Here is a 20,638-nt window from a genome sequence, read left to right on the forward strand (position 1 = left end):
ACGCTCAGGACTGGGCTGGATATCCTAGCCGTTCCTTCCAGTAGGCGACATGCTGGTCCAGCGCACCCGGCTCGTAGCGGTGCGCGGGGCCGCTGCCCCAGACCGGGCCCGGCCACGCGGGGTCGCCGTCATGGCGGCCGATCACATGGAAATGCAGCTGGCGCACGATGTTGCCCAGCGCACCGATATTGATCTTCTCCACCCCGTCGGCGCCCTTCAGGGCCTTGCAGGCGCGGTTGAGCTCGGTGCGCAGCTTGTCCTGCTGCTCGCCGTCCAGCTCGATCCACTCGGTCACCCCGGCCAGGCGCGGTACCAGCACCAGCCAGGGGAATCGTTCGTCGTTCATCAGCCGCACTTGCGACAACGGTCCTTCCGCCACCAGCACGCTATCGGTGGCCAGGCGTGAATCGAGTTCGAAATCGCTCATCCAAGATGCTCCGAGAAGAAGTCCAGGGTGCGTTGCAGCGCCAGGGTGGCGCTGTCTGGATCATACGCATGTCCGACCTCCCGGTTGAAGGCGTGGTCGGCCGGATAGACGAAGGTGGCCATCTGCGGCAGCTTCTCGCGGTGGGCCTGGACGGCCTCCGGCGGGATGCTCCTGTCCTGGGCGCCGAAGTGGAAGATCACCGGTGCCTTCGGCGTCTCATCGAGGAACTGGACATTGCGCGCACCGTAGTAGCTGACAGAGGGGAGGCCCAGACGCACTGCGGACAGCATCGCCACCGTGCCGCCCCAGCAGTAGCCGACGGTGCCGACCTTGCCGTAGGGGGCCAGGCGGGTGGCCGCCGCGCGGACCACTTCCAGTGCCCGTTCGATGCCCAGCGCGGCTACCCGTTCCAGCCCCAGCTTCACGCCGTCGGCGTCGTAGGGCAGGGCATCCGGGTCGGCATCCGGGCCATCGACAAGATCGAAGAACGATGGGGCCAGCACTGCATAGCCTTCGGCGGCAAAGCGCTCGGCCACGCTGCGGATATGCGGGTTGGCACCGAAGATTTCCTGCACCACCACCAGCCCACCGCGCGCGGTGCCCTCAGGGAGTGCCTGCCAGGCCCGTACCGGGCCGTGGTGCGTATCCAAGGTGATCCACTCGGCCATCACCATCTACCTCGTTGTAGGGAACAGGGCTGCATTGTCGGCGCTGCGGCGGTTAGCGCGGCGTCAGAGGCTGTGCGCGATCGGGCGGCTGGCCATTCAGAGCGTGGCCGCCAACCCCGGTATACTGGCGCCCTTTCAGGCCCCGGCCCCCAGGAACCCCTGCCACGCCGGCAGGGGCCCAGGCCCCCAGAGTCCCGCGATTCCATGTCCCAGCTGAACCCCAAAGTCGGCTTCGTCAGCCTTGGCTGCCCGAAGGCCCTTGTCGATTCCGAGCGCATCCTTACCCAGCTCCGCTCGGAAGGCTACGACATCGTCCCGTCCTACGATTCGGCCGACGTGGTGGTGGTCAACACCTGCGGCTTCATCGATTCGGCGGTGACCGAGTCGCTGGACGCCATCGGCGAGGCGATGAACCAGAACGGCAAGGTCATCGTCACCGGCTGCCTGGGCAAGCGCCCGGAGCAGATCCGCGAGGCGTACCCCAACGTGCTGGCGGTGTCCGGCCCGCAGGATTACCAGAGCGTGATGGAAGCGGTGCATGAGGCACTGCCGCCCAAGCACGATCCGTTCGTGGACCTGGTGCCCGACTACGGCATCAAGCTGACCCCACGCCACTACGCTTACCTGAAGATTTCCGAAGGCTGCAACCACAAGTGCAGCTTCTGCATCATCCCGTCGATGCGCGGCAAGCTGGTTTCGCGCCCGGTCGATGAGGTGCTGCGTGAGGCTGAGCGCCTGGTGCGTGGCGGCGTGCGTGAGCTGCTGGTGGTGTCGCAGGACACCTCGGCCTATGGCGTGGACGTGAAGTACGCCGAGAAGATGTGGCGCGACAAGGCCTACCAGACCCGCCTGAAGGCGCTGTGCGAAGGCCTGTCCGAGCTGGATGCGTGGGTGCGCATGCACTACGTCTACCCGTACCCGCACGTGGACGAGGTGGTGCCGCTGATGGCCGAGAACCGCATCCTGCCGTACCTGGACATCCCGTTCCAGCACGCCAGCCCGCGCATCCTGCGCCTGATGAAGCGTCCGGGTGCGGTCGAGAAGACCCTTGAGCGTGTGCAGAACTGGCGCCGCATCGCCCCGGACATCACTGTGCGTTCGACCTTCATCGTCGGTTTCCCCGGCGAGACCGAAGCCGAGTTCGAAGAGCTGCTGTCGTTCCTCGACGAAGCGCAGCTGGACCGCGTGGGCGCGTTCGCCTATTCGCCGGTCGAGGGTGCCACCGCCAACGATCTGCCCGATGCGGTGCCGGAAGAAGTGAAGCAGGAGCGCCTGGCCCGTTTCATGGAGAAGCAGGCGCAGATTTCCGCCGCGCGCCTGGAAGCCAAGATCGGTACCGTGCAGCAGTGCCTGGTCGATGCCATCGAAGGTGACATCGCGGTGGCCCGTTCCAGGGCCGATGCGCCGGAGATCGACGGCCTGGTCCACATCCAGAACGCCGATCAGGTGTCGCTGCGCGTGGGCGAGTTCGTCGACGTGGAAATCACCGAGAGCGACGAGCACGACCTGTACGGCGATGCGCTGCCAGCCAACACCCGCCCTGCGTTCGACCTCAAGGTGCTGTGACCGCAGCGACGACCGCCGCTGGCGACGGCGGCGGTTCCCGGCGCTTCGTGCCGCCGCCGCGTGCGGCGGTCGATCTGCAGGTGTTTGAACATCCGCTGTTCGCCGGCTTGCACGACTTCCGTGATCTGCTGGTCTGCACGGCATGGCCGCCCATCGCTGCGCTCGATGCACGCCTGGCATTGCCCGGCAAGCGCCTGGTGGAACAGGACGCCGCGTTGCTGGCCGACGGCCTGCATTACGAAGCGCGCATCGCGCAGGGGCATATCGCCACCCGTGCCGGCAACTGGCATGACCTGTTCAATGCGCTGGTGTGGGCATGCCACCCGCAGCTGAAGCAGGCACTCAACGCACAGCAGTGCCTGCATATCGCTGTCATGCCGCCCGGCCAGCGCAATCGCGCACAGGCTGCACTGACGCAGTTCGATGAAACCGGCGTCATCGTGCGCGTGCGCGATGAGGACGTGTTGGCCGCATGGGACGTGCATGATTGGCCGGCGTTGTTCGAGCCTGCGCGCTGGCAGAGTGGTGACATCGCTATCGCTGCGATATTCGGGCACGCGCTGATGGAGCAGGCGCTGCTGCCGGGGCGCCTGCTGGTCGGCAAGTGTGTGGTGGTGCAGGGCGCCGATGACGATGCCTGCATTGCCACGGTGGCTGCGGCCATCGGCGAGGGCAGGGCGGCGACCGATCCACTGCAGCTGCGTCCGCTGCCACTGGCTGGCGTTCCGGGCTGGCACCAGAGGCAGGATGCCGCCTTCTACGCCAACAGCGATTACTTCCGCCCGTTGCGTACCGGGCGGAAGTACCCGTCGCCGCTGCACGTGCCCCTGTAAAGTCGAGTGTCAGTCGACTGCTCTTCGTTCCGAGGCCGTGAACGCCCGACAGATGGCTCCGGCGAGTCATCGCCGCGATGGGGACAACGGTGTGTTTGCCGTCCGGCTGCGGAGGTTTGTGCCGCGCTTCGCGCGGTAGTCGACTGACAGTCGACGCTACAGCGGTTCGTATTCCACGCTGATCACCGCGAAGGTGAACTGGCCGCCGGGCAGCTCCACTGAAAACTCGTCATCCACCCGCTTCTTCAGCAGCGCCCGGGCCAGTGGCGAATCGATGCTGATCCAGCCCAGTCCGGCGTCGGTCTCATCCGGTCCGACGATGCGGTAGCGGCTGGTGTCACCGCTGTCCACGTTCTCCAACTCCACCCACGCACCGAAGAACACTGCCTGCGGATCGGTCGGTGTGGTGTCGACCACGCGCAGCGATTCCAGCCGCTTGGTCAGGTAGCGCACGCGACGGTCGATCTCCCCCAGCTGCTTCTTGCGGTAGGTGTACTCGGCATTCTCGGAGCGGTCGCCCTCCGCAGCAGCGGCGGCCAGTGCCTTTACCACTTCGGGGCGGCGTACACGCCACAGGTCATCCAGTTCAGCTTTCAGCCGGGCGTGGCCGGAAGCGGTGATCAGGGCTGTACTTTTTTCTGCGGGCGGGCGCCAACGGGACATGCGGTAAGACTTCTTTCCAGGGGAACGATTGGGGTCGGAGCCCTTCCATCCGGAAGGAGTCCGACCCCAGCGGCGGCGAATCAGATCAGCGCTTGCCGCCGAAGATGCCACCCAGGATGCCGCGCACGATCTGGTTGCCCAGCTTGGTACCGACGGTGCGCGTGGTCTGCTTGGCCATGGTCTCGATCATGCCCTGGCGGCGCTTGGTGCCGAAGATCGCATCCTTGATCGACTGGCCGAAGCCTCCTTCCTGCGCCTCGTCCTGCTCACGGCTGCGGGCGGCAGGTGCCTCGGCCTTCTCGACCGCCTTCTGCGCGCGCTGGGCCAGCAGCTCGGCGGCCGACTCACGGTTGATCGCCGTGTCGTAGCGGCTGCCGACCGGGCTGCCGGCGCGCACCTGAGCGCGCTCGGCGTCGGTGATCGGTCCCATCCGGCAGCGTGGCGGAGCGATCATCGTCTGCTGCACCGGCATCGGCACGCCCTTGTCCTGCAGCGTGGACACCAGCGCCTCGCCGGTGCCCAGCTGGCTCAGCACCTTGGCCACGTCCAGTTTCGGGTTCGGTACGAAAGTCTCGGCAGCGGTCTTCACCGCCTTCTGGTCGCGCGGGGTGAACGCACGCAGCGCGTGCTGAACGCGGTTGCCCAGCTGGCCGAGGATGTTGCCCGGCACGTCGTCGGGGAACTGCGAGCAGAAGTACACGCCCACGCCCTTGGAGCGGATCAGCCGCACCACCTGCTCGATGCGCTGCACCAGCGAGGCGGGCGCGTCATCGAACAGCAGGTGTGCTTCGTCGAAGATGAAGACCAGCTTCGGCTTGTCCAGGTCGCCCACTTCCGGCAACTGTTCGAACAGTTCCGACAGCAGCCACAGCAGGAAGGTCGAATACAGCTTGGGCTTGAGCACCAGCTGGTCGGCGGCGAGGATGCCGATCATGCCGCGGCCGTCGTGATTGACCCGCATGATGTCGGCCAGTTCCAGTGCCGGTTCGCCGAAGAAATTCTCGCCACCGTCCTGCGCAAGGCGCAGTACCGAGCGCTGGATCGCGGCGATCGACTGCGCGCTGACCAGGCCGTACTCGGTGGAAATGTCCTTGCGCTCCTCGGCCACCAGGCCGAGCAGGGCACGCAGGTCGTCCATGTCCAGCAGCAGCAGGCCACGGTCATCGGCCAGCTTGAACACGATGTCGAGCACGCCGGCCTGGGTGTCGTTCAGTTCGAGGATGCGCGACAGCAGGGTCGGGCCCATCTCGCTGACCGTGGTGCGCACCGGATGGCCGAGCTTGCCGTACAGGTCCCAGAAAATGGTCGGGCTTGCCGCCGGCGCATACTCCGCCACGCCGATCTCGGCGGCGCGCTGGAGCAGGTTCTCGGCGCCAGTGCCGGGCACGGCCAGGCCAGACACGTCGCCCTTCACATCGGCCAGGAACACCGGTACGCCCAGCCGCGAGAAGCCCTCGGCCAGGGTCATCAGGGTCACCGTCTTGCCGGTACCGGTGGCGCCGGCCACCAGGCCGTGGCGGTTGCCGAGTTTCGGCAGCAGGGTGACGGCAATATCGTCGGTAATGCCTTTGCCGAGCAGAATCGGATCCATGGTCCAGCCCTTGTGGTGAATAGCCCAATGTTAACCGCCGGCGGTGACGGGCCGAAGGTCGGCTTGCCCGGACCTTGGCGGCGCCGCTACTCTGCCTGCCTGTTTCGCACACAGTGCCATCAATGCCCGTTCCTGTCCTGATTTCCCGTGGTTGGCCGCTGCTGGCCCTGGCCGGCCTGGTTTCCCTGGCGCCCGACGCCCATGCGCAGCGGGTTTCGGCCCGGGACAAGGTGAAGGTGGATGCGCTGCAGCAGCGCATGAGCACCGCCGAGAAGCGCTACAGCGACGCCCTGCTGCTGGTCGCCAATTCCGATCCGAAGGGCAGCAACGAGGCCGATGCCGCGCTGGAGGACATGGAAGACGTCCTCAACGACTGCGTGAAGCAGAAGGGCTGCCAGATGGGCACCCTGCTGGCCAGCTACAAGCGCCTGCTCAAGCACGACGCAGATGCGGCGGGCAGCGATGAGGTGACCGACGAGAGTGGTGACCGCCTGGAAGCCGACCCCGACCATATCGGCCCGCTCACCGCCGACGTGCCCGAGGCCGCCCGCGCCGCCGCGCTGCTCAACGACAAGCGGCACGCCTTCGACACCATGGTCGAGTACAACCCGGCCGTGCAGGCCGGCATCCGCCGCTGGCTGACCGACATGCGCCCGGCGCTGCTGACCAGCTACGAGAACTACCAGAACCTGCGCGCGGTGATGTGGCCGGAGTGGGAAAAGCGCGGCCTGCCCGAAGCGCTGCTGTTCGGCATCATGGCCAAGGAATCCAATGGCCGCGTGCATGCCTCCTCGCGCGCCGGCGCGGCGGGCCTGATGCAGTTCATGCCGGCCACCGGCCGCCGCTTCGGCCTCGGCCCGGACGGCACCGGCTTCGATACGCGCTTCGATGCACGCAGCGCCGCCGAGGCCAGCGCCAGCTATCTCAACGAACGCCTGCGCGAACTGAACAACAATGTGGAGATGTCGGTGGCCGCCTACAACGGTGGTGAGGGCCGTGCGGCGCGGGTGTTCAAGCAGAGCGGCGGGCAGAGCTTCTGGACCGACAGCGTCTACAACCAGTTCCCGGGCGAGACCAAGGACTACGTGCCGATGGTGATCGCCGCGGCGTGGATCTTCCTGCACCCGCAGCAGTACGGCGTGGAGTTCCCGAAGATCAGCGCACAGCCGGCCACGCTGCGCCTGGCCAAATCCACCACCATCTACGAGCTGACCATCTGCCTGGGCAGCCACGGCACGCGTGATGGTTACATGCGCGTGCTGCGCAACCTCAACCCGCGTTATGAGGCCGACGGCTGGATCCCGGCCGGCACGCTGATCAACGCGACGACGCGCATCGCCGGCCTGTACCAGCGCAACTGCGTCAGCGGCCCGCGCGCCGATCTGGCCCGTACGCTGATCACGGCCGATCTGAACGCGGCGATCAAGCGCCCGACCGCGGCCAGCTACACCGGCAGTGTGGCCGTGGGGGGCGTGGTGCCGGTGGCCGACGCCGCGGCCTCCACCAGCGTGCCGACCACACCGGTCGCTCCGGTAGCCACGCCGCGCCCGGCGGCACGGCCGAAGCCGGTGCGCAGCCACAAGGTGGGCAAGGGCGAGACCCTGGGCGCCATCGCGGCGAAATTCCAGTGCGACGTGCCCACCCTGGCCCGCGCCAACGGCCTGAAAGCCCCGGCCTACAGCCTGCGCCACGGCCAGACGCTGAAGCTGCAGGGCTGCGACAAGTAATCCCCCACGACCCCTGGAATCCGCATGGACCTCGAAGACACCCGCAACCTGTTCGCCAACCTCCGCGAAAACACCGACTGGGACATCACCGGCCCGTTGCTGTGGGGGTACTTCTTCGTGCACTCCACTGCTGAGCCGTTGCAGGCGCTGGCTGACCATCTGCAGGCGCAGGGCTACACCTTCGTGGAACTGTTCGAGCAGGAGCCGGAAGATGGCGACGCGCCGTTCCACGTGCTGCATGTGGAGCGCGTGGAGATTCACGACGAAGCCTCGCTGGACCGTCGCAACCAGGAGTTCGCGGCGCTGGCCGCGGAGAAGGGCGTGGAAGACTACGATGGCATGGACGTCGGCCCGGCCCCGTCCCTGCAGTAACGCGCGTACCGGTAGTGCCGGCCGCCGGCCGGCATTCCGTTGTGGAAAAAGGGGACGGAGGGGATTAAGTCGTTTATGCATAAACGACTTAATCCCCTCCGTCCCCTTTTTGTCAGCGCAGCCTGGCCAACGCCTGGCCCAGCTGCACCGGACTTTCAGCGCCCAGCTGCGCGGCGAAGTCGGCCACGCCCGGCGGCAGCAGCACGATCACGGTCGAACCGTAGTTGAAGCGCGCCATCTCGGCGAAACGCTCCAGCCTGATGCCCTGGCCGCGGTAATCCTTGCGGGTGATGCGGTCACCGTAGGCCGGGATCTCCTCCCCGCTCCATACGGTTTCCACGCCGGACACCAGCAGTGCCCCCACCATCACGCTGACCATCGGGCCGAAGCTGGTATCGAAATGGCAGACCAGGCGCTCGTTGCGCGCGAACAGGCGCGGCACCCCATTCACCGCAGCCGGGCCGACGCTGAACAGGCGGCCAGGCACGTGCACGGTCTCGCGCAGGGTGCCGGTCCACGGCATGTGCACGCGGTGGTAGTCGCGCGGCGACAGGTACACGGTGGCGTAGAGGCCGTCGTTGTACGGCTTGGCGTCTTCGTCGCTGCCCAGCAGCTCGGCGGCGGTGAACGACTGGCCCTTGGCCTGGAAGATGCGGCCGGCCTCGATCCTGCCGAGCTGGCTGATGCGGCCGTCGGCCGGCATCACCAGGCTGCGCGGATCGGCATCGGCCACGCGCGCGCCCGGCTTCAGCGCACGGGTGAAGAACTGGTTGAAGGTGGCGTAGCTGCGCGGGTCCGGGTTGGCCGCTTCGTCCAGGTTGACGTTGAACTTGCGGGTGACCGTGTCGATCAGCCAGCGCGACACGCGCGGATCGTCCGAGTACGCCAGCGAACGCGCCATCGAGGACAGCAGGCGGTGGGGCAGGGCGTACGTCAGGGCGGTGGTGAGGCTCATGGGGCGGTTTTCTCGGTCAGCTTCTGCAGGTCGCGGGCAATGGCCGGCGCGTTGAACGGGGGGCGTACCAGGCCGGCAAGCCGGCCCTGCGGGTCGAGCACGGCCAGGCTGGCCGAATGCTCGACGGTGTAATCCTCGGGGTTTTCGTCGAAGTGCTTGCCCGGCACCTTCTGGAACACGAAGCCCAGCGAGGTGGCAAAGCGCTCCAGCGAGGGCACATCGGCAGTGGCGGCCAGGGTGTCCTTGTGGAACCCGTGCACGTACTCGCCCAGCCGCGTGGCGCTGTCGCGGTCCGGGTCGACCGAGATGAACAGCACGCGCGGGCGCAGGCCGTCTGGCAGGGCTTCCCACTGGTTCTGCGCGCCGGCCAGCTCGGCCAGCGTGGTCGGGCAGACGTCCGGGCAGAAGGTGAAGCCCAGGAATACCAGGGTCCAGTGGCCCTTCAGTTCGCCCGGGATCAGGCGGGTGCCGTCGGACTGGGCCAGGTTGAAGTCGGGCAGTTCACGCGGCTGCGGGTACAGCGTGACCGCTTCGGTGGCCGGGGCGTTGGCCGGCGGCTTCGGCGCAAACACCTGCTGGGCGGCCAGCAGGCCCAGGCCCGCCGCCAGGGCGATCAGCAGGATGATGCCGGCGTTGCGATTGAACATGGGTGCCCCCGCGCGAAGTAGGCTCCATCATACCGGCTGCGGCCCGATCGTTTCCGCCGCAACGGATGCCGCCGCGGGCGCCAGCCCCTATAATCGGGGGCCACTTTGCCCGCAGTACCGCCATGACCGCTGAAACGGCCGCCGAACTCCACACGATCATCGATCTGATCCGCTACGGCACCAGCCGTTTCAACGAAGCCGGGCTGACCTTCGGTCACAGCTACGACAATGCGCTGGACGAGGCCACCCAGCTGGTGCTGCACAGCCTGCACCTGCCGCACGACCTCGGCCCGGCGTACGGCCAGGCGCGCCTGCTTCAAGCCGAGAAGCTGCGCGTGCTGGAACTGTTCCAGCGCCGCATCGACGAACGCATCCCGGCTGCCTACCTGACCGGTGAAGCCTGGTTCGCCGGCCTGAGTTTCAAGAGCGACAAGCGCGCCCTGGTGCCGCGCTCGCCGATCGCCGAACTGATCGAATGCGGCTTCGAGCCGTGGCTGGCCGGCCGCGATGTCAGCCGTGCGCTGGACCTGTGCACCGGTTCGGGCTGCATTGCCATCGCCATGGGCCACTACTACCCGAACTGGGAAGTGGACGGCGTCGACCTGAGCGATGACGCGCTGTCGTTGGCTGAAGAGAACAAGGAACGCCTGCAGGCGCACAACGTCACCCTGCTCAAGTCGGATCTGTTCAACGGCCTGACCGGCCGCCATTACGACCTGATCGTCACCAATCCGCCGTACGTCACCAACGACGAGACCGATGCCCTGCCGCAGGAATACTCCTACGAGCCGGAAATGGGCCTGCGTGCCGGCGATGACGGCCTGGACCTGGTGCTGAAGATCCTGCGCGACGCCCCGCTGCACCTGAGCGAAGACGGCCTGCTGATCTGCGAAGTAGGCGAATCCGAGCAGCACCTGATCAAGCTGCTGCCGGAAGTCGACTTCGCCTGGATCGAGTTCAAGGTCGGCCAGATGGGCATCTTCGCGGTCGAGTGCCGCGAGCTGATCGCCCACAGCGCACGCATCACCGAACTGGCGGCGCAGCGCCCGTGAGCTCCAATTCGTTCGGCAAGCTGTTCACCGTCACCACGTTCGGCGAGTCGCACGGGCCGGCCATCGGCTGCGTGATCGATGGCTGCCCTCCGGGGCTGGCACTGGACGCGGCCGAATTTGCCCACGACCTGCAGCGTCGCGCGACCGGCAAGAGCCGCCACACCTCGGCGCGTCGCGAGGCCGATGACGTCGAAATCCTGTCCGGCGTGTACGAGGGCCTGACCACCGGCACCCCGATCGCGCTGCTGATCCGCAACACCGACCAGCGCAGCAAGGACTACGCCAACATCGGCCAGCAGTTCCGGCCGGGTCATGCCGACTACAGCTACTGGCACAAGTACGGCATCCGTGACCCGCGCGGTGGTGGCCGCTCCTCGGCACGCGAGACCACCATGCGCGTTGCCGCCGGCGTGGTCGCCAAGAAGTGGCTGGCCGAGCGCTTCGGCGTGACCGTGCGTGGCTACCTGTCACAGCTGGGCGACATCACCCCGGCCGGCTTCGACTGGTCGGCGGTGGAAGACAACCCGTTCTTCTGGCCGCATGCCGCACAGGTGCCCGAGCTGGAGGCGTACATGGATGCGCTGCGCAAGTCCGGTGATTCGGTCGGTGCGCGCGTGGATGTGGTCGCCGACAACGTGCCGCCGGGCTGGGGTGAGCCGATCTACGGCAAGCTCGACGGTGAACTGGCCGCTGCCCTGATGAGCATCAACGCGGTGAAGGGCGTGGAAATCGGTGACGGTTTCGCCAGTGCCGCGCAGAAGGGCACCGAGCACCGTGACCTGCTGACGCCGCAGGGCTTCGCCAGCAACCATGCCGGCGGCATCCTCGGTGGCATCTCCACCGGTCAGCCGGTCGTTGCGTCGATTGCCCTGAAGCCGACTTCCAGCCTGCGCCTGCCGGGCCCATCGCTGGATACGGCCGGCAACGTGGTTGAGGTGGTCACCACCGGCCGCCACGATCCCTGCGTCGGCATCCGCGCCACGCCGATCGCCGAGGCGATGGTGGCGATGGTGCTGATGGACCAGGCGCTGCGCCATCGCGCGCAGTGTGGCGATGTCGGCACGATCACCCCGCGCATTCCCGGGCAGATCGATGGCTGACACGCGGCCGACCGTGTGGGTGAGCCAGCCGCTGATCGACGCGGCCATCGCGCCGTTGCGCGATCGCGTACAGCTGCGCAGCACCGACACCGTCACCGCCTGGACGCCCGCGCAGATCGCCGAACAGCTGGCCAGCGCCGACGGCGCGATCATCACCCTCAACGAGCGCATCGGTGCGGCCCAGGTGGCTGACGCGGCGCAGCTGCAGGTGATCGCCAATGTCGGCGTCGGCTACAACAATCTGGATGTCGACGCGCTCAGTGCGGCCGGCATCCTCGCCAGCAACACGCCGGACGTCCTGACCGAGACCACCGCCGATCTCGGCTTCGCGTTGCTGATGGCCACTGCGCGCCGGATCACCGAGTCCGAGCGCTGGCTGCGCGAAGGCCAGTGGCAGCAGTGGTCGTTCCAGACCATGCTCGGCGCGGATGTCCATGGCAGCACGCTGGGCATCCTCGGCATGGGTCGCATCGGCCAGGGCATCGCCCGCCGCGGTGCACACGGGTTCGGCATGAAGGTGCTGTACCACAACCGTTCGCGGTTGCCGGCCGATACCGAGGCGGCGCTCGGCGCGACCTACGTGGACCTGGACACGCTGCTGGCGCAGTCCGACCACCTGGTCACCGTGCTGCCCTACACACCGGCCTCGCATCACCTCATCGATGCGGCGGCGCTGGCGAAGATGAAGCCGTCTGCCACCCTGGTGAACATCGCCCGCGGTGGCATCGTCGACGAACTGGCGCTGGCTGACGCGCTGGCCCACGGCCGGCTGGCCGCTGCCGGCCTGGATGTCTACGAGGGCGAGCCGGTGGTGCGTCCGGAGCTGCTGGCGTTGCGCAACGTGGTGCTAACTCCGCACATCGGAAGTGCATCGCTGGCCACGCGCACGGCGATGGTACAGCTGGCCGTCGATAATCTGGTTGCCGGGCTCGGCCTGGATGGCGCACCCTCGTGCATGCCGAGCGCGATCAACACTGACGCGGCCATGGCTGCGCGCGTGACCCTGGGCAAAAAAACCGGGAAACGATAGGGAACCTCCGCGCGCCCCGCTTGAGGAGGTTCCCCGAACCCAGCTGTCGTGCGTGTTTCTTCCCCATTCCCGTTTTCGTGAGAGTTTCCCCCATGAGCAATGCACAGCGCAGTTTCCACGTCGCCGTCGTCGGTGCCACCGGTGCGGTCGGCGAGACCATGTTGTCGATCCTGGCCGAGCGTGATTTCCCGGTCGGCACCCTGAGCGTCCTCGCTTCGGAACGTTCGGCCGGCGGCGAGATCGAGTTCAATGGCCAGAAGGTCAAGGTGCAGGACCTGGCCACCTTTGATCCGACCGGTGTCGAGATCGCACTGTTCTCGGCCGGTGGCAGCGTTTCGAAGGAGTACGCGCCGAAGTTCGCCGCTGCCGGTGCAGTGGTGATCGACAACTCCTCGGCCTTCCGTTACGACGACGACGTGCCGCTGGTGGTGTCCGAGGTCAATCCGGAACAGGTGGCCAACCGTCCGCGCGGCATCATCGCCAACCCGAACTGCTCGACCATGCAGATGCTGGTGGCGCTGGCGCCGCTGCACCGCAAGTACGGCATCGAGCGCATCAACGTCTCCACCTACCAGTCGGTGTCCGGCGGTGGTCGTTCGGCCACCGAAGAGCTGGGCAAGCAGACCGGCCAGCTGCTCAGCTTCCAGGAAATCGATCCGCAGCGCTTCCCGGTGCAGATCGCCTTCAACCTGATCCCGCACATCGATGACTTCCAGGACAACGGTTTCACCAAGGAAGAGATGAAGCTGATCTGGGAGACCCGCAAGATCCTCGGCGACGACAGCATCCTGGTGAACCCGACCGCGGTGCGTGTGCCGGTGTTCTACGGCCATTCCGAGTCGGTGGCGATCGAGACCCGCGACAAGGTCACCGTGGCCGAAGCACGCGCGCTGCTGGAGCAGTCGCCGGGCATCGAAGTGGTGGACCGCCATGAAGCCGGTGGTTATCCGACTCCGGTCACCCATGCCTCGGGCACCGATGCGGTGTATGTCGGCCGTATCCGTGAAGACCTGTCGCACCCGCGCGGCCTGAACCTGTGGATCGTGTCGGACAACGTGCGCAAGGGCGCGGCGTTGAATGCCGTGCAGCTGGCGGAGCTGGTCGCCGCCGAGCAGCGCTGATCACCGCGGTTGCCTGACCGGCAGTGCCGGCCGCTGGCCGGCATTGCCGAAGGTCCCCCATCGGTGGGTGCGGACCCCGGTCCGCACGCTTTATAGTGTCGCCCATGAATAAACGGGCCAGGGGCGCAAAGCGCCCGCTCCTCTATCTTTCCACCGCGCTGCTGGCCCTGGCCAGCAGCTCGGCACTCGCATTGGGCCTGGGGGACATCCGTGTCCTGTCCAAGCCGGGGCAGCCGTTGCTGGCCGAAATCCCGGTGGTGTCGGCCGATCCGTCCGAGCTGGAGAACCTGCGCGTCGCGCTGGCCTCGCCGGTTACCTTCGAACGCGTCGGCCTGCAGCGGCCGACCGGGCTGGTCAGCGAGCTGCAGTTCGAGCTGACCCGCAATGCGCAGGGCAGGGCGGTGGTACGGGTGACCTCGCAGGCGCCAGTCGAGACCCCGTCGCTGAGCTTCCTGATCGAAGCCGACTGGGGCCAGGGCCGTCTGGTGCGCGAGTACTCCGCGCTGGTCGACGCGCCGTCCAGCGCGCTGGCCGTGACCGAGCCCGAGATCGTGGCGCCGGCCGGCACCCTGTCCAATACCATCGCGCGCGAGCCGGCACCTGCACCTGCTGCAGCGTTGCCCGATCCACCGTCACGGGCACCTGCCGCCGCAGCTGCGGCGGCACCACCACGGCCGCGTGCGGAACCTGCACCGGTTGCGGCAGCGCCGGCCGACGGCAGCATCACCGTACAGCGCGGTCAGACCCTGTCGCAGATCGCCAGCGCGGTGGCGCGTGGCAACCAGGTCAGCCGCGACCGCGCGATGATCGCCCTGCTGCGCGCCAATCCCGAAGCCTTCATCCGTGGCAACGTCAATCTGCTCAAGCAGGGCGCGGTGCTGCGCATGCCGGGCAGCGATGCGCTTGCCGCTGTCGATGCCGCCGAGGCCGCAGCGCTGGTGCGCGAGCACGCCGCGCAATGGCGGCAGGCGCGTACCGTGCCGCAACCGGCCGGTGCGGTCGCGCCGGCCGCCAAGGCGGCAACCGCGAACGCTTCTTCCCCGGCTGCCGCCAACGGGGCACGACTTGAGATCGCTCCGGCGCTGGCGTCCGACGCCGCGCACGCGGGCACAACCACCGGCACCGCTGCCGGCAGCGAGGGTGACATGCTGGGCAACGAACAACTGCGCCAGGCGCGTGAGGACATCGCCACCCGCGATGCCGAGATCGGTGAACTGAAGCAGCGCGTGGCCGATCTGGAGAAGCTGAAGGAGCAGCAGCAGTCGTTGATCGCGATGAAGGACAACGACCTGGCTGCCGCGCAGCAGCGCCTGGCACAGGCGCCGGGTTCCCGTGATGCAGTGACGCCGTGGTACTGGCTGGGCCTGCCGGTGCTGCTGCTGGCAGCAGCGGCAGCCTGGTTGCTGCGCCGTCGCAAGCCTTCGCCGCTGCCACCGCTGCGCGAAGAGGGTGATGCCGCCGGGCTGGCCGCTGCGGTTCCTGCGGGTGCGGCACTGGATACGCTGGCCGAGCAGTCTTCGTGGTCGTCGGCGGTGGTCGATGGCGGCCGCCAGGAACCGGCGATGCCAGCCTGGGCGAGCGAGCCCGAGGGCCATGCCGAAGCAGCGGTCGATCCGATCGCCGACCACGCGGTGCAGGCCGACTGGAAGGCTGACATGCTGCGCGACGAAGACGTGGTCGTACTGCCCGAGGCGGTGACCGATCTGCCGCGCTGGGACGAGCCTGCGGCCGAACGCGATGACGTCGCTGTGACGCCGGTACAGGACGAATCGGCCACACCAGCGACGCCATCTGAGGTGGCGGTGCCGGACTACGCGCTGCATGCCGAACAGCAGCCGCAGTTCCGCGGCGTGTTCGATCTGCCGGACGACGCGCATCAGAACGAACCCCCGGTTGATGCCAGGCATCATGACGGAATCGACGGTCTCGGCACGTCGCATCCCGAGGAGACCGCGGCGAGCGTGGCTGCGGACAACGGCGATGCTGGCTGGCTGCCGCGTGCCGGCCAGGAGCGCCTCGAGCTTGCCATCGCCTACCTGGACCTGGGCGACGCGCAGACCGCGCGTACCCTGCTGCTGGAGGTCGCCGAAGGCGGCGATCCGCACAGCCAGGCCCAGGCCCGCGAATTGCTGGCCCGCCTGCCGTGACCGAAACTGCCGACAAGGACCCTGCCATGAGCCGCGAGCGCCGCATCGACTACGTTGAATTCGCCTCCAGCGACCCGGCCGCCAGCCGTGCCTTCTTCGAGAAGGTGTTCGGCTGGTCGTTCGTCGACTATGGCAGCGACTACACCGCGTTCGACGATGGCCGCCTGCAAGGGGGCTTCTTCCGCGGCCAGCCCCAGCGGGCCAGCGACAGCGGCGCACCCCTGCTGGTGCTGTATGCCGACCAGCTGGTGCCGGTCGAAGCGGCGGTGCGCAACGCTGGCGGTGAGATCGTGCGGCCGGTGTTTTCCTTCCCCGGCGGCAGCCGCTTCCAGTTCGTCGAGCCCGGTGGCAACGAACTGGCGGTCTGGTCCGAACGCGATCCGGCCTGAGCGCCGCCCCATACGCAAGATCGAGGTAGCACATGCGTTACGCGCTTGGCGTCGAATACGACGGCAGCGATTTCAGGGGTTGGCAGAACCTGGGCGAGGGCGGTCCCAGCGTGCAGGCCAGCCTTGAGCAGGCCCTGTCGTCGGTGGCCGATGCGCCGCTGCAGGTGGTCTGCGCCGGCCGCACCGATGCCGGCGTGCATGGCCAGTGCCAGGTTGTCCATTTCGATACCGACGTGGTGCGCGACCCGCGCGCCTGGATGCTGGGCACCACCACCCGGCTGCCGCGCTCGATCGCGGTGCGCTGGTGCGTGCCGGTGGCCGACGACTTCCACGCTCGCTTCTCGGCACGCGCGCGCCGCTACCGCTACCGCCTGCTCAACCGCGAGGTGCGGCCGGCGCTGGACCGGCAGACCCTCAGCTGGGAGCGCCGGGCGCTGGACGAGACCCTGATGCACGCCGCCGGCCAGGCCCTGATCGGCGAGAACGACTTCAGCGCGTTCCGCTCCGTGCAGTGCCAGGCGCTGCATGCGCGGCGTGAGCTGCAATCACTGCAGGTCAGCCGCCAGGGCGAGGTGATTGAAGTGGCCGTGCAGGGCAATGCATTCCTTCATCACATGGTCCGCAATATCGTCGGATCGTTGATCCTGGTGGGTAGCGGCGAAAAACCGGTGGACTGGATCGCCGAACTGCTGGCCGGGCGCGATCGCACCGTAGCCGGTCCCACCGCACCGCCGCAGGGCCTGGTGTTCCTTGGGCCCCTGTACCCCGACAACTGGCATCTGCCCGCCGAGGTCACGCTATGAGCCGCTCCTACTACCGCACGCGCATCAAGTTCTGTGGCATGACCCGTGCCGGCGATGTCCGCCTGGCCGGTGAGCTGGGCGTGGACGCAGTGGGTTTCATCTTTGCCCGCGAGAGCAGCCGCCGGGTTGCTCCTGCCGAAGCACGCGCGATGCGCCAGGCGATTGCGCCGATGGTCGATGTGGTGGCCCTGTTCCGCAACAACAGCAAGGAAGAGGTGCGCGAGGTGCTGCGCACGGTGCGGCCGACCCTGCTGCAGTTCCACGGCGAGGAGGACGAGAGCTTCTGCCGCAGCTTCAACATGCCCTACCTGAAGGCGATTGCCATGGGCGGCCGGGAAGAGGTCAATGCGCGCACGTTGCAGCTGCGTTACCCGAGCGCGGCGGGGTTCCTGTTCGACAGCCACGCCCCCGGCGGCGGCGGTGGTACCGGCGTGGCCTTCGACTGGGGCCGCGTTCCGACCGGGTTGCACCGGCCGTTCCTGCTGGCCGGCGGCCTGAATCCTGAAAACGTCTACGACGCCGTGCTGGCGACGCTGCCGTGGGGCGTGGACGTGTCCAGCGGCATCGAACTGGAGCCGGGCATCAAGGACGGTTACAAGATGCGCACCTTCGTCGAGGAAGTGCGCCGCGCGGACTGCACGGTCCTGGAATGATCGGCGTCGCCATCTGCCGTGATCTGGACCTGGATTTGAGCCTGCACGTATTCTTCACATAGGATGGACCCAAGCGCGCCAGCCATGAGGGCCGGCGCGGGGATCCACGGGGCGCGCTGTGCGCGTTCCGAACGGGCGATCGCCGCCCACAGCCCAGGAAGGCAAGCGATGCAGGAATTCCTCAGCGTTGTGTTCGGTTTCCCGACCCTGCCGTACAGCATCGTACTGGCGGTATCGCTGATCTATTGGGGGCTTGCCGCATTTGGCCTGGTCGACGATGGCTTCGGCGATCTTGGCGCCGATGGCGCCCTCGACGGCGGCAACGATCTCAGCGGCCTGTCGGCCCTGCTGCAGCGCTTCGGCCTCGGCGGAGTGCCAGTCATGGTCGTGGTCACCCTGCTGGGTTTCTTCGGCTGGGCGCTGACCTATTTCATCCATCTTTTCGTGCTGCTGCCGTTGCCGGACCTGTTGCGCTGGACGATCGGTGCGGTCGTGGCCGTGCTGGCTCCCCTGCCTGCGGTGCCGGTCACCGCGCTTCTGCTGCACCCCATCCGCCGGTTCCTGCTGCGCCTGCGGCCGGTGGCCCAGGCCTCGTTGCTGGGGCGCGTCGGTGTGGTCGCCTCACCGAAAGTGAATGCCCGCAGCGGCCACGCCACCTTCGATGACGGTGGCGCCGGGCTGGTGCTGCAGGTACGCAGCGACATCGAACTGCAGCGTGGCGAGCGCATCGTGCTGGTCGAGCACGTGGCCGCACAACACCATTACCGGGTGGTCCGCGCCGATGCGGTCGCCCTCGACTTCCAGGACAACCTGCTTCCGGGCAACAAGGAGAATCACTGATGACGTTGGCAACCATGGCCCCCTTCCTGATCGGCGTGGCCGTCCTGCTGGTCGGGCTGCTCGGCCTGGCCGGCCTGTTCAAGGCCTTCTACCGCAAGGTCGACCAGGGCGTGGCCCTGATCGTCAACGACATGAGCTCCACGCCCAAGGTGCACTTCACCGGCGCGCTGATCATCCCGGTGCTGTACCGCGCCGAGCTGATGCGGATCAGCCTGATCACCCTGCAGATCGACCGCCGCGGCAAGGAAGGCCTGATCTGCCGCGACAACATGCGCGCCGATATCGCCGTGGCCTTCTATCTGCGGGTCAATGAAACCCAGGCCGATGTGTTGCGCGTGGCCAAGGCCATCGGCGCCGACCGTGCCTCGGACAAGCACGCCGTCGACGAGCTGTTCAACGCCAAGTTCTCCGAAGCATTGAAGACGGTCGGCAAGAAGTTCGACTTCACCGAACTGTTCGAGAAGCGCCAGGAATTCCGCGACGAGATCATCGCGGTGATCGGCAATGACCTGAACGGCTATGTGCTGGAGGACGTGGCGATCGACTATCTGGAACAGACGCCGAAGTCGCTGCTGGACCAGTTCAACATCCTCGACGCGCAGGGCATCCGCAAGATCACCGAGTTGACCGCCGCGCAGAACGTGGTGACCAACGAGCTGGAGCAGAACGAGAAGCTGGCCATCACCAAGAAGAACGTGGAAGCGCGTGAGGCGCTGCTGGCGCTGGAACGCCAGCAGGCCGAGGCCGAAGCCCGCCAGAAGCGCGAGATCGAGACCATCCGCGCGCGCGAGGAAGCCGAGACCGCCAAGGTGCAGGAAGAACAGCGCCAGCTGTCCGAGAACGCCCGTATCGAAGCGCAGCAGCTGATCGAGATCCGCGACCAGAACCGCCTGCGCGAAGTGGAAGTGGCCGAGCAGAACCGCCAGCGCGCGGTGGCCATCGAAGCCGAGCGCGTCGAGCGCGCGCGCCAGCTTGAGCAGGTCACTACCGATCGTGAAGTGCAGCTGCAGGGCGTGGAGCGTGACAAGGTGGTCGAGCAGGGCAAGATGGACGTGGCCAACATCACCCGCGAACGCATCTCCATCGACAAGACCGTGGCCCAGGAAGAAGAGCGCATCAAGGAAGTGCGCGAGGTCTCCGAGGCAGACCGCCAGAAGCAGGTGCTGATCCTGGAAGCCGAGGCCAAGGCGCAGGAAGCGCTGGTGCGTGAGGTGAAGGAAGCGCAGGCGCGCGAAACCGCCTCCAAGCATCGTGCGGTGGAACTGACCACGCTGGCCCAGGCCGAGCACGAAGCGGCCGGCAAGCAGGCCGAGGCCAAGCGCCTGCTGGCCGACGCGTTCCGTGCCGAACAGGCCGCGCCGGGCCTGGCTGAAGCGCAGGTGCGCGAGGCCTCGGCACTGGCCATCGAGAAGGTCGGTATCGCCGAGGCGCGGGTGATCGAAGCCAAGGCCGAAGCCAGCCTGAAGCAGGGCAGCAACGAGGCCCGCGTGCTGGCTGAGACCCTGCAGGCGCAGGCCCAGGGTGAGGAGAAGATGGGCCTGGCCCGTGCCACCGCCACCGAATCGCTGGGCAACGCCGAGGCTGGCGTGGTGCAGAAGAAGCTGCTGGCCGAGGCCGAGGGCCTGGTGCGCAAGTTCGAGGCCATCGCCTCGCTGAGCGACCAGGCACGCGGCCACGAAGAGTTCCGCATGATGCTGGACAACAGCCTGAAGCAGGCGCTGGCCTCGATCGAAGCCGGCAAGGAAGTCTCGCGCGAGAACGCCAACGTCATCGCCAGCGCGCTGCGCAACGCCGACATCGACCTGGTCGGTGGCGACGGTGGCATGTTCGAGAACCTGGTCAAGGCGGTGTCGCTGGGCAAGTCGATCGAAGGCTTTGCCGGCAAGAGCCCGATCGTGCAAGAGCTGATGCAGCGCTACCTGGGCGTGGCTGTGGCCGAGCCGGCACCGCGCCAGATCGCCGAGGACGCCGAAGCGGTGCCCACCGTGTCGGCCACCGTGGTCGACAGCGCCCGTTGATGCATCGGGCGATGGCCACGCCGCCATCGCCCGCCC

20 protein-coding genes are annotated in these 20,638 nt (G+C 67.4%); 14 read left to right on the forward strand and 6 right to left on the reverse strand.

What is annotated here, in order from left to right; genetic code table 11:
- Window positions 1–4: 4 nt before the first annotated feature.
- Together AC5P57_RS08765 and AC5P57_RS08770 are read right to left on the reverse strand one after the other, a co-directional pair.
- Complete coding sequence (locus AC5P57_RS08765; RefSeq protein ID WP_010483023.1) at window positions 5–427, reverse strand: HIT domain-containing protein; 423 nt, start codon at window positions 425–427, stop codon at window positions 5–7.
- Window positions 424–1,095: a dienelactone hydrolase family protein gene (locus tag AC5P57_RS08770; protein WP_262234756.1), complete on the reverse strand. Its 672-nt coding sequence runs from the start codon at window positions 1,093–1,095 to the stop codon at window positions 424–426. The genes AC5P57_RS08765 and AC5P57_RS08770 overlap by 4 nt, the downstream gene beginning before the upstream one ends.
- Before the next feature lie 204 nt (window positions 1,096–1,299).
- Here AC5P57_RS08770 and rimO point away from each other — a divergent pair, with 204 nt between their 5' ends.
- On the forward strand, window positions 1,300–2,661 hold the full coding sequence (rimO, locus tag AC5P57_RS08775) for a 30S ribosomal protein S12 methylthiotransferase RimO (RefSeq protein WP_262234757.1): 1,362 nt from the start codon (window positions 1,300–1,302) through the stop codon (window positions 2,659–2,661).
- Window positions 2,658–3,494 carry a DUF3025 domain-containing protein gene (locus AC5P57_RS08780; protein WP_262234758.1) on the forward strand — a complete coding sequence of 279 codons (837 nt, stop codon included), beginning with the start codon at window positions 2,658–2,660 and terminating at the stop codon, window positions 3,492–3,494. Before rimO ends, AC5P57_RS08780 begins: the two co-directional genes overlap by 4 nt.
- 156 nt (window positions 3,495–3,650) lie before the next feature.
- Here the strand turns inward: AC5P57_RS08780 and greB are convergent, their stop codons facing one another.
- Entirely contained in the window at window positions 3,651–4,157 is a 507-nt protein-coding gene (gene greB, locus AC5P57_RS08785) for a transcription elongation factor GreB (protein ID WP_262234759.1), read from the reverse strand.
- Between the two features lie 85 nt (window positions 4,158–4,242).
- Window positions 4,243–5,748, reverse strand: a complete 1,506-nt coding sequence (locus tag AC5P57_RS08790; RefSeq protein WP_262234760.1) for a DUF853 domain-containing protein — start codon at window positions 5,746–5,748, stop codon at window positions 4,243–4,245.
- 122 nt (window positions 5,749–5,870) lie between these two features.
- On the opposite strand from AC5P57_RS08790, the gene AC5P57_RS08795 reads away from it, so the two are divergent.
- Both AC5P57_RS08795 and AC5P57_RS08800 read left to right on the forward strand, forming a co-directional pair.
- The gene (locus AC5P57_RS08795) at window positions 5,871–7,475 is read left to right on the forward strand and encodes a transglycosylase SLT domain-containing protein (protein ID WP_262234761.1); all 1,605 of its coding nucleotides are present in this window, start codon (window positions 5,871–5,873) and stop codon (window positions 7,473–7,475) included.
- Between the two features lie 24 nt (window positions 7,476–7,499).
- Window positions 7,500–7,847, forward strand: coding sequence for a ribonuclease E inhibitor RraB (locus tag AC5P57_RS08800; protein WP_262234762.1), 348 nt, complete (start codon window positions 7,500–7,502; stop codon window positions 7,845–7,847).
- A 112-nt stretch (window positions 7,848–7,959) separates the two neighbouring features.
- Here AC5P57_RS08800 and asd read toward each other — a convergent pair whose 3' ends face one another.
- Window positions 7,960–8,802, reverse strand: a complete 843-nt coding sequence (asd, locus tag AC5P57_RS08805) for an archaetidylserine decarboxylase (protein WP_099554933.1) — start codon at window positions 8,800–8,802, stop codon at window positions 7,960–7,962.
- Window positions 8,799–9,449 (reverse strand): SCO family protein, encoded by a 651-nt coding sequence (locus AC5P57_RS08810; protein ID WP_142806470.1) that lies wholly within the window; start codon window positions 9,447–9,449, stop codon window positions 8,799–8,801. The genes asd and AC5P57_RS08810 overlap by 4 nt, the downstream gene beginning before the upstream one ends.
- Before the next feature lie 122 nt (window positions 9,450–9,571).
- Between AC5P57_RS08810 and prmB the strand changes: the two genes are divergently transcribed.
- From prmB to AC5P57_RS08860, 10 genes are all read left to right on the forward strand, one after another.
- Window positions 9,572–10,501, forward strand: coding sequence for a 50S ribosomal protein L3 N(5)-glutamine methyltransferase (prmB, locus tag AC5P57_RS08815; RefSeq protein WP_005410487.1), 930 nt, complete (start codon window positions 9,572–9,574; stop codon window positions 10,499–10,501).
- Entirely contained in the window at window positions 10,498–11,601 is a 1,104-nt protein-coding gene (gene aroC, locus AC5P57_RS08820) for a chorismate synthase (protein WP_142806469.1), read from the forward strand. Before prmB ends, aroC begins: the two co-directional genes overlap by 4 nt.
- The gene (locus AC5P57_RS08825) at window positions 11,594–12,631 is read left to right on the forward strand and encodes a 2-hydroxyacid dehydrogenase (protein WP_099554929.1); all 1,038 of its coding nucleotides are present in this window, start codon (window positions 11,594–11,596) and stop codon (window positions 12,629–12,631) included. The genes aroC and AC5P57_RS08825 overlap by 8 nt, the downstream gene beginning before the upstream one ends.
- Window positions 12,632–12,723: 92 nt before the next feature.
- The gene (locus tag AC5P57_RS08830) at window positions 12,724–13,752 is read left to right on the forward strand and encodes an aspartate-semialdehyde dehydrogenase (RefSeq protein WP_053500248.1); all 1,029 of its coding nucleotides are present in this window, start codon (window positions 12,724–12,726) and stop codon (window positions 13,750–13,752) included.
- Between the two features lie 104 nt (window positions 13,753–13,856).
- Complete coding sequence (locus AC5P57_RS08835) at window positions 13,857–15,899, forward strand: motility hub landmark protein FimV (RefSeq protein WP_262234766.1); 2,043 nt, start codon at window positions 13,857–13,859, stop codon at window positions 15,897–15,899.
- Window positions 15,900–15,925: 26 nt separating this feature from the next.
- A complete protein-coding gene (locus AC5P57_RS08840) occupies window positions 15,926–16,288 on the forward strand; it encodes a VOC family protein (RefSeq protein ID WP_049429540.1) in 363 nt (120 codons plus the stop codon).
- Between the two features lie 32 nt (window positions 16,289–16,320).
- Window positions 16,321–17,091, forward strand: a complete 771-nt coding sequence (truA, locus tag AC5P57_RS08845; RefSeq protein WP_049429514.1) for a tRNA pseudouridine(38-40) synthase TruA — start codon at window positions 16,321–16,323, stop codon at window positions 17,089–17,091.
- Window positions 17,088–17,744, forward strand: coding sequence for a phosphoribosylanthranilate isomerase (locus AC5P57_RS08850; protein ID WP_019660598.1), 657 nt, complete (start codon window positions 17,088–17,090; stop codon window positions 17,742–17,744). Before truA ends, AC5P57_RS08850 begins: the two co-directional genes overlap by 4 nt.
- A gap of 168 nt (window positions 17,745–17,912) precedes the next feature.
- Entirely contained in the window at window positions 17,913–18,584 is a 672-nt protein-coding gene (locus AC5P57_RS08855) for a YqiJ family protein (RefSeq protein ID WP_262234767.1), read from the forward strand.
- Window positions 18,584–20,602, forward strand: a complete 2,019-nt coding sequence (locus AC5P57_RS08860; protein WP_197577770.1) for a hypothetical protein — start codon at window positions 18,584–18,586, stop codon at window positions 20,600–20,602. Before AC5P57_RS08855 ends, AC5P57_RS08860 begins: the two co-directional genes overlap by 1 nt.
- The last annotated feature ends 36 nt before the right edge of the window (window positions 20,603–20,638 follow it).

Source organism: Stenotrophomonas sp. YJH_SMC_79, assembly GCF_059367995.1.

Bases quoted from the DNA above. Each gene is read 5' to 3' on its own strand.
- AC5P57_RS08765 (WP_010483023.1), bottom strand. From the start codon at position 427: ATGAGCGATTTCGAACTCGATTCACGCCTGGCCACCGATAGCGTGCTG.
- AC5P57_RS08770 (WP_262234756.1), bottom strand. From the start codon at position 1,095: ATGGCCGAGTGGATCACCTTGGATACGCACCACGGCCCGGTACGGGCC.
- rimO (WP_262234757.1), top strand. From the start codon at position 1,300: ATGTCCCAGCTGAACCCCAAAGTCGGCTTCGTCAGCCTTGGCTGCCCG.
- greB (WP_262234759.1), bottom strand. From the start codon at position 4,157: ATGTCCCGTTGGCGCCCGCCCGCAGAAAAAAGTACAGCCCTGATCACC.
- AC5P57_RS08790 (WP_262234760.1), bottom strand. From the start codon at position 5,748: ATGGATCCGATTCTGCTCGGCAAAGGCATTACCGACGATATTGCCGTC.
- AC5P57_RS08795 (WP_262234761.1), top strand. From the start codon at position 5,871: ATGCCCGTTCCTGTCCTGATTTCCCGTGGTTGGCCGCTGCTGGCCCTG.
- AC5P57_RS08800 (WP_262234762.1), top strand. From the start codon at position 7,500: ATGGACCTCGAAGACACCCGCAACCTGTTCGCCAACCTCCGCGAAAAC.
- asd (WP_099554933.1), bottom strand. From the start codon at position 8,802: ATGAGCCTCACCACCGCCCTGACGTACGCCCTGCCCCACCGCCTGCTG.
- AC5P57_RS08810 (WP_142806470.1), bottom strand. From the start codon at position 9,449: ATGTTCAATCGCAACGCCGGCATCATCCTGCTGATCGCCCTGGCGGCG.
- prmB (WP_005410487.1), top strand. From the start codon at position 9,572: ATGACCGCTGAAACGGCCGCCGAACTCCACACGATCATCGATCTGATC.
- AC5P57_RS08825 (WP_099554929.1), top strand. From the start codon at position 11,594: ATGGCTGACACGCGGCCGACCGTGTGGGTGAGCCAGCCGCTGATCGAC.
- AC5P57_RS08830 (WP_053500248.1), top strand. From the start codon at position 12,724: ATGAGCAATGCACAGCGCAGTTTCCACGTCGCCGTCGTCGGTGCCACC.
- AC5P57_RS08835 (WP_262234766.1), top strand. From the start codon at position 13,857: ATGAATAAACGGGCCAGGGGCGCAAAGCGCCCGCTCCTCTATCTTTCC.
- AC5P57_RS08840 (WP_049429540.1), top strand. From the start codon at position 15,926: ATGAGCCGCGAGCGCCGCATCGACTACGTTGAATTCGCCTCCAGCGAC.
- truA (WP_049429514.1), top strand. From the start codon at position 16,321: ATGCGTTACGCGCTTGGCGTCGAATACGACGGCAGCGATTTCAGGGGT.
- AC5P57_RS08850 (WP_019660598.1), top strand. From the start codon at position 17,088: ATGAGCCGCTCCTACTACCGCACGCGCATCAAGTTCTGTGGCATGACC.
- AC5P57_RS08855 (WP_262234767.1), top strand. From the start codon at position 17,913: ATGCAGGAATTCCTCAGCGTTGTGTTCGGTTTCCCGACCCTGCCGTAC.
- AC5P57_RS08860 (WP_197577770.1), top strand. From the start codon at position 18,584: ATGACGTTGGCAACCATGGCCCCCTTCCTGATCGGCGTGGCCGTCCTG.